Annotated in this window: 4 protein-coding genes; 1 reads left to right on the forward strand and 3 read right to left on the reverse strand. The window is 67.9% G+C overall.

Annotated elements, in window-relative coordinates:
• Nucleotides 1-193: 193 nt before the first annotated feature.
• Entirely contained in the window at nucleotides 194-700 is a 507-nt protein-coding gene (locus AC5JJ6_RS37590) for a hypothetical protein (protein ID WP_496046934.1), read from the reverse strand.
• Between the two features lie 228 nt (nucleotides 701-928).
• Between AC5JJ6_RS37590 and mutS the strand changes: the two genes are divergently transcribed.
• The gene (mutS, locus tag AC5JJ6_RS37595) at nucleotides 929-3,562 is read left to right on the forward strand and encodes a DNA mismatch repair protein MutS (protein ID WP_496046937.1); all 2,634 of its coding nucleotides are present in this window, start codon (nucleotides 929-931) and stop codon (nucleotides 3,560-3,562) included.
• A gap of 18 nt (nucleotides 3,563-3,580) precedes the next feature.
• On the opposite strand, the gene AC5JJ6_RS37600 is transcribed toward mutS, so the two are convergent.
• Complete coding sequence (locus AC5JJ6_RS37600) at nucleotides 3,581-3,967, reverse strand: RT0821/Lpp0805 family surface protein (protein WP_496046935.1); 387 nt, start codon at nucleotides 3,965-3,967, stop codon at nucleotides 3,581-3,583.
• Between the two features lie 50 nt (nucleotides 3,968-4,017).
• Nucleotides 4,018-5,919, reverse strand: coding sequence for an ATP-dependent zinc metalloprotease FtsH (gene ftsH, locus AC5JJ6_RS37605; RefSeq protein ID WP_496046936.1), 1,902 nt, complete (start codon nucleotides 5,917-5,919; stop codon nucleotides 4,018-4,020).
• Nucleotides 5,920-5,992 lie beyond the last annotated feature (73 nt).

Here is a 5,992-nt window from a genome sequence, read left to right on the forward strand (position 1 = left end):
TGCTCCAGCAGATCACTGTTGAGACTGACGTTGGTCGGCCGTTTCGGAGCGGAGGCATCGAACTGAAGGCGAGTATCAGGCATCGGTTTCTCCATGGTCATGCACATTCAGTATGCGCATGACCATGGGCATTAGCAACAACTGCCCTGATCGTCCGGCGGAAACACAGTTCGACAGCGCAGCAGGGTTCTGCTCAATCCTCCCCCGGCGCCGTCTCCCGTTCCGCCACGTGGACGTTGCGCCCGCCGGCTGCGGCCAGGGCTTCCTGCGCCTTGATCTCCTTGACCCGGTCGTCGTCGATGCAGACCCACAGGATGACGCCGCCGGCTTCCAGGGCGCGGGCGAACTCGTCGGTCTGGGGGTGGGACGTCACTTCGTCCAGGTACTCCTTGACGGCGGCGCCGCCGACGCCGGCCGCCACCAGAGCCGCGATCGGACCGGCGATCGGGCCGCCGACGATGGCGATCAGGCCGGCGGTGGTCAGGGGGAAGGCGTAGTTCAGCTCGCCCAGCAGGCCGGTCAGCGCCTCGTCATAGGGCTTGCCCTTGCGGCCGGCGGCGTCGATCGACTGATGGCTGGAGAGCACGCTGAGGTCGGCGCGCCCGAAGCCCGCCCGGATCAAGGCCGCCACGGCGCGGTCGAAGTCCTCCCTGTTCTCGAACAAGGCCACGATTTCGCGCACTTTTTTGTTTTGGGCCATGACCGTGCAATCCCGTGATTTTGTGACTATTGTAGTATGTTCGAACTTACTCCGCCGAAATCCAGTCTACCCGCAGCACCGCCTCGTGCCTAGGCCATGATGCATCGCGCGTGCTAGGGTGGCGCCGCCATGACAGTTTCCGACAGCGAACCGGTTGCCGTGCCCGATACCACACTTGTCAATTCAGCCCCGTCCGAACCGTCTCCGGTGCCGGCATCGTCGACTCCGATGATGGTCCAGTACCTGGAGATCAAGCAGGCCCATCCCAACTGCCTGCTGTTCTACCGGATGGGCGACTTCTATGAGCTTTTCTTCGATGACGCCGTGGCGGCCGCCGCGACGCTGGACATCACGCTGACCAGGCGCGGCCAGCACAACGGGGAAGACATCCCGATGTGCGGCGTGCCGGTCCACAGTCACGAGAACTACCTGCTGCGCCTGATCCGCCACGGCCACCGCGTCGCCATCTGCGAACAGATGGAAGACCCGGCCGAGGCGAAGAAGCGCGGCGGCAAATCGGTGGTGAAGCGCGCCGTCGTCCGCGTCGTGACCCCCGGCACGCTGACCGAGGACAGCCTGCTCGACGCCCGCTCCAACAACTACCTGAGTGCGCTGGCGGAAACGGCGGGCGGCGTCGGGCTTGCCTGGCTGGATCTTTCCACCGGCGAAATGACCTTGCAGCCGGTAACCCGCGACGGCTTGCCGGCAGCGCTCCAGCGGCTCGATCCGCAGGAACTGGTGCTGCCGGAACGGCTGGTCCAGCAGCCCGACCTGTTCGAACTGTTCGGCGAGTGGAAGAGCCGGCTGACGGTCCAGCCCAACAGCCGTTTCGACAGCGAAAACGGCCGGAAGCGCCTGCTCGATCTTTTCGGTGTCGGAACGCTCGATGCCTTCGGCAACTTCAGCCGGGCGGAGATCGCGGCGGCCGGCGCACTGGTCGACTATGTCGAGCTGACCCAGAAAGGCCGGGTGCCCCGGCTCAACCCGCCGCGCCAGATGGCGCAGGGCTCGGTCATGGAGATCGACGCCGCGACGCGGCGCAACCTGGAACTGACCCGCACCCTGACCGGCGAGCGCAAAGGCAGCCTTCTGGCCGCCATCGACCGCACGGTGACCGGCCCCGGCGCCCGCCTGCTGGCGGGCTGGCTGGCGGCACCCTCGACCGATCCCGGAGAGATCGGTGGACGGCTGGACATGGTGGAGTTCTGCGTCGCCGAGGACCGCACCCGGACCGAAGCGCGGGCGCTGCTGCGCCAGTGCCCCGACATGGAGCGCGCACTCTCGCGCCTCACCCTTGGGCGCGGCGGGCCGCGCGATCTTGCCTGCATCCGCGACGGGCTGGTGCGGGCGGCGGAGATGCGCCGCGTGCTCGCCAATGCCGGGACGACTCCCGGCCCCGCCGGCATCAAGAAAGCTACCTCGGCGCTGGGCGAGCATTCCGCCCTGATCGACCAGCTGACGCGGGCGCTGGCGCCGGAACTGCCGCTGCTGACCCGCGACGGCGGCTTCATCGCGGCGGGATACGCGCTCCAGCTGGACGATCTGGTGACCCTGCGCGACGAGAGCCGCCGGCTGATCGCCGCCATGCAGGCGCGCTATGCCGATCTGGCGGGAGTATCGGGCCTGAAGATCCGGCACAACAACGTGCTGGGCTATTACATCGAGGTGACGCCGACCCACGCCGACAAGCTGATGACCGGCAAAGCGGCGGAGACCTTCATCCACCGCCAGACGCTCGCCAGCGCCGTCCGCTTCACGACGGTCGAGCTGAACGAGCTGGAACGCAGGATCGCCGAGGCCGCCGACAAGGCCCTGGCGGTCGAGCTGACGCTGTTCGACGAACTGGTGACGGATGTTACGGCGAGAGCCGACGCCATCTGCGAGGCGGCGCAGTCGCTGGCGCTGCTCGACGTCGTGACCGGGCTGGCCGAACTGGCGGAAGAGCGCCGCTACTGCCGTCCCAACGTGGACGACAGCCTGGAATTCGACATCCGGGCCGGGCGCCATCCCGTCGTGGAAGCGGTGCTTACCGCTTCCGAAGGTGCCCGCTTCGTCGCCAACGACAGCAATCTGGCGCCCGACGACCGGCTGTGGCTTCTGACCGGCCCCAACATGGCAGGCAAGTCCACCTTCCTGCGCCAGAACGCGCTGATCGCCGTGATGGCGCAGATCGGCAGCTTCGTCCCGGCGGACCACTGCCGGATCGGCGTCGTGGACCGGCTGTTCAGCCGCGTCGGGGCGGCGGACGATCTGGCGCGCGGCCGCTCGACCTTCATGGTCGAGATGGTCGAGACGGCGGCCATCCTCAATCAGGCCGGCCCTCGGGCGCTGGTGATCCTGGACGAGATCGGGCGGGGAACCGCGACGTTCGACGGGCTGTCGATCGCCTGGGCCTGCGTCGAGCACCTGCACGAGGCGACCCGCTGCCGCGCCCTGTTCGCCACCCACTACCACGAATTGACGGCGCTGGCGGCGAAGCTGCCCCGGCTGTCCTGCCACACCATGCGCATCAAGGAATGGCGGGGCGAGGTCGTCTTCCTGCACGAAGTCGCCGCCGGCTCCGCCGACCGCAGCTACGGCATCCATGTCGCACGGCTGGCAGGCCTGCCGGAAGCGGTGATCGCGCGGGCCGAACAGGTGCTGGAGATCCTGGAGAAAGGCGATCAGGCCGGCAGCGTCGCCCGTCTGGCCGACGACCTGCCGCTGTTCAGCGTCGCCTTGCGCCGCAAGGAGCCGGAGGCCGCAGCATCCCCCGCCGGACCTTCACCTGTCGAACAGGCCCTGGCGGCGATAAACCCGGACGACCTGACTCCGAAGGCGGCGCTGGAGGAGCTGTACCGGCTGCGCGGCCTGCTGTCGTAACGCCGAAGGATAGAGGCTTCAGCTTCCCAGCGTGAAGCCGCCTTCCGGCGTCCATTTGCCGTTGCTGCGGCAAGCCTTGCCGACCTGCTGGGCGCGGGCGGCGCTGGTGTTGGCGACCAGATGGAATTCCTGGCAGAGCTTGCCGTCACGCGTGTAACCCTGGCGGATGATGGTGACGGCGCCGTTCTTGCCGGTGGCCGGGTTGGTCCAGGCCACGGGCTTGCCGACCATGGCCTTCGACGCCGTTTGCAGCGTCGCGTCGATGATCGCCTTGTCGCTGTCGTCCAGGGCGATGGCGGGAACGGCAGCGGCTTCGGCGGCGGTCGTTGCAGGACCTTTGGTCTGATCGGTGGCGCACCCGGCCAATGCGAGGCCGGCGGCGGCCACCAGGAGAAACTTCTTCATTCAGGACACCTTAATTGTAGACCCTGGGGCGCCTTACCAAGCGGCGCCGGTCAGGCTAACTCATAATGTTCCGGATCGGCCCCGACAAGCGGCGGCTTGGTCGCCGCCGCATCCGCGCCGGTCTCCCCGGCACGATACTCGGGGCGTTCGAAGATGGCGCGGACGGCGGCGGCGTCCAGCGTTTCTTCCCGCAGCAGGCCATCGGCCAGTTCGTAAAGGCGCGCCAGATCGGCGGTCAGGAGGTCGTGTGCGCGGCGGTATGCCGCGTCGATGATGCCGCGCACTTCCTCGGCGATCTGGGGCGACAGGGCGCCGGCCTCGCCCTGGGGCGTCCGCGCGGCTGTTGCAGCCGCCGGTGCGGCTCCCCGGCCGTAGGCCACCATGCCGAATCGGTCGGACATGCCCCAGGTCGTGACCATCTTAGTCGCGATGTCGGTCGCCATCTGGATATCGCCGGCGGCTCCGGTCGTGACGAACTCCCTGCCGAACACGATCTCCTCGGCGGCCCTGCCGCCCATCGTCACGTCCAGTTCGGCTTCCAGCCGCGCCCTGGACAGGCAGAAGCGGTCTTCCAAGGGCAGCCGGACCATCATGCCCAGCGACCTTCCGCGCGGCACGATGGTCACCTTATGCACCGGATCGGAATGGGCGGAGCGCCACGCGACCAGCGCATGGCCGGCCTCGTGGAACGCCGTCAGCCGGCGCTCGTCCTCCGACATGACGGTGACCTTCTCGCCGCCCATGACGATCTTGTCCCGCGCCTGCTCGAAATCGGCCATCGACACCTGGAAGCGCCGGTCACGGGCCGCCCGCAGCGCCGCCTCGTTCACCAGGTTGGCGAGATCGGCGCCCGACATGCCGGGAGTGCCGCGCGCCATCACCGTCAAATCGACATCGGCTTGCAGCGCCACCTTGGCGGCATGGACCGCCAGGATGGCGGCGCGGCCCTTGATGTCGGGGTTGCCGACGAAGACATGGCGGTCGAACCGGCCGGGGCGGAGGATGGCCGGGTCCAGCACATCGACCCGGTTGGTGGCCGCGATCACGATCAGGCCGCTGGCGCGGGCGAAGCCGTCCATCTCGGCCAACAACTGGTTCAGCGTGTTCTCGGTCTCGATCTGGCCGCCCGACGGCGAGGTGGCGCCACGGGCACGGGCCAGCGCGTCGATCTCGTCGATGAACAGGATGCAGGGGGCGCGCTTGCGGGCATCGCGGAACAGCTTGCGGATGCGGGCAGCACCCACGCCGACATACATCTCGACGAAGTCGGAGCCGGTGACCGGGAAGAACGGCACGCCCGCCTCCCCCGCGACGGCGCGGGCCAGCAGGGTCTTGCCGGTACCGGGAGGCCCCACCAGCAGGACGCCCTTGGGGATGCCGGCGCCCAGTTGGGCGAAGCGGGCCGGCGCCTTGAGGAAATCGACCAGCTCGACCAGTTCCGCCCGCGCCTCGTCCACCCCGGCGACATCGGCGAAACGGACGTCGGAGGACGCGGTGCCCGATTTCTTGACCGGCGAGCGCATCATGCCGGCCATGAAGACCAGCGCGAAGGCCAGGAAGCCCACCATGTTCAACTTCAGCAGGACGTCCAGCCAGCGGTTGGTCGCGAGCAGCGCCCCGCCCTCGACCGGCTCGACGTTCATCTCGATGCCGGGGGCCGCGACAGCCTGACGCAGGGCGTCGGTCCACAGGACCGTCGTCACCCCGTTCACGCCGTCGCGGCCGGTGAACTCTATCCGGTTGCCCATGACATGGAGGGAGGCGATGCCTTCAGCCGCCAGCCGGTCGGCGAAGACGCTCTGAGCGACTTCGGCGCGGTCCATCCTGCCGATCAGCGCGCCGAAGGTACCGGCGCCGGAGGCGAAGACATATGTCAGTCCCGCCGTGACGATCAGGACCATTGCCGCGACCAGTGCGATTACCCGTGCATGCCGTTTCAGGAAGGATTTCATCAGCGACCCGCAATGTCTGGACAGAATTGGGACAAAAGCAGGTGATGAGTACCGCAACATGGTTAACAAGACG

This window comes from Skermanella sp., assembly GCF_059503625.1.

What these genes read in the sequence shown, in the direction of transcription:
- AC5JJ6_RS37590 (WP_496046934.1), bottom strand. Translation starts at nt 700, where the DNA reads ATGGCCCAAAACAAAAAAGTGCGCGAAATCGTGGCCTTGTTCGAGAAC.
- AC5JJ6_RS37600 (WP_496046935.1), bottom strand. Translation starts at nt 3,967, where the DNA reads ATGAAGAAGTTTCTCCTGGTGGCCGCCGCCGGCCTCGCATTGGCCGGG.
- mutS (WP_496046937.1), top strand. Translation starts at nt 929, where the DNA reads ATGATGGTCCAGTACCTGGAGATCAAGCAGGCCCATCCCAACTGCCTG.
- ftsH (WP_496046936.1), bottom strand. Translation starts at nt 5,919, where the DNA reads ATGAAATCCTTCCTGAAACGGCATGCACGGGTAATCGCACTGGTCGCG.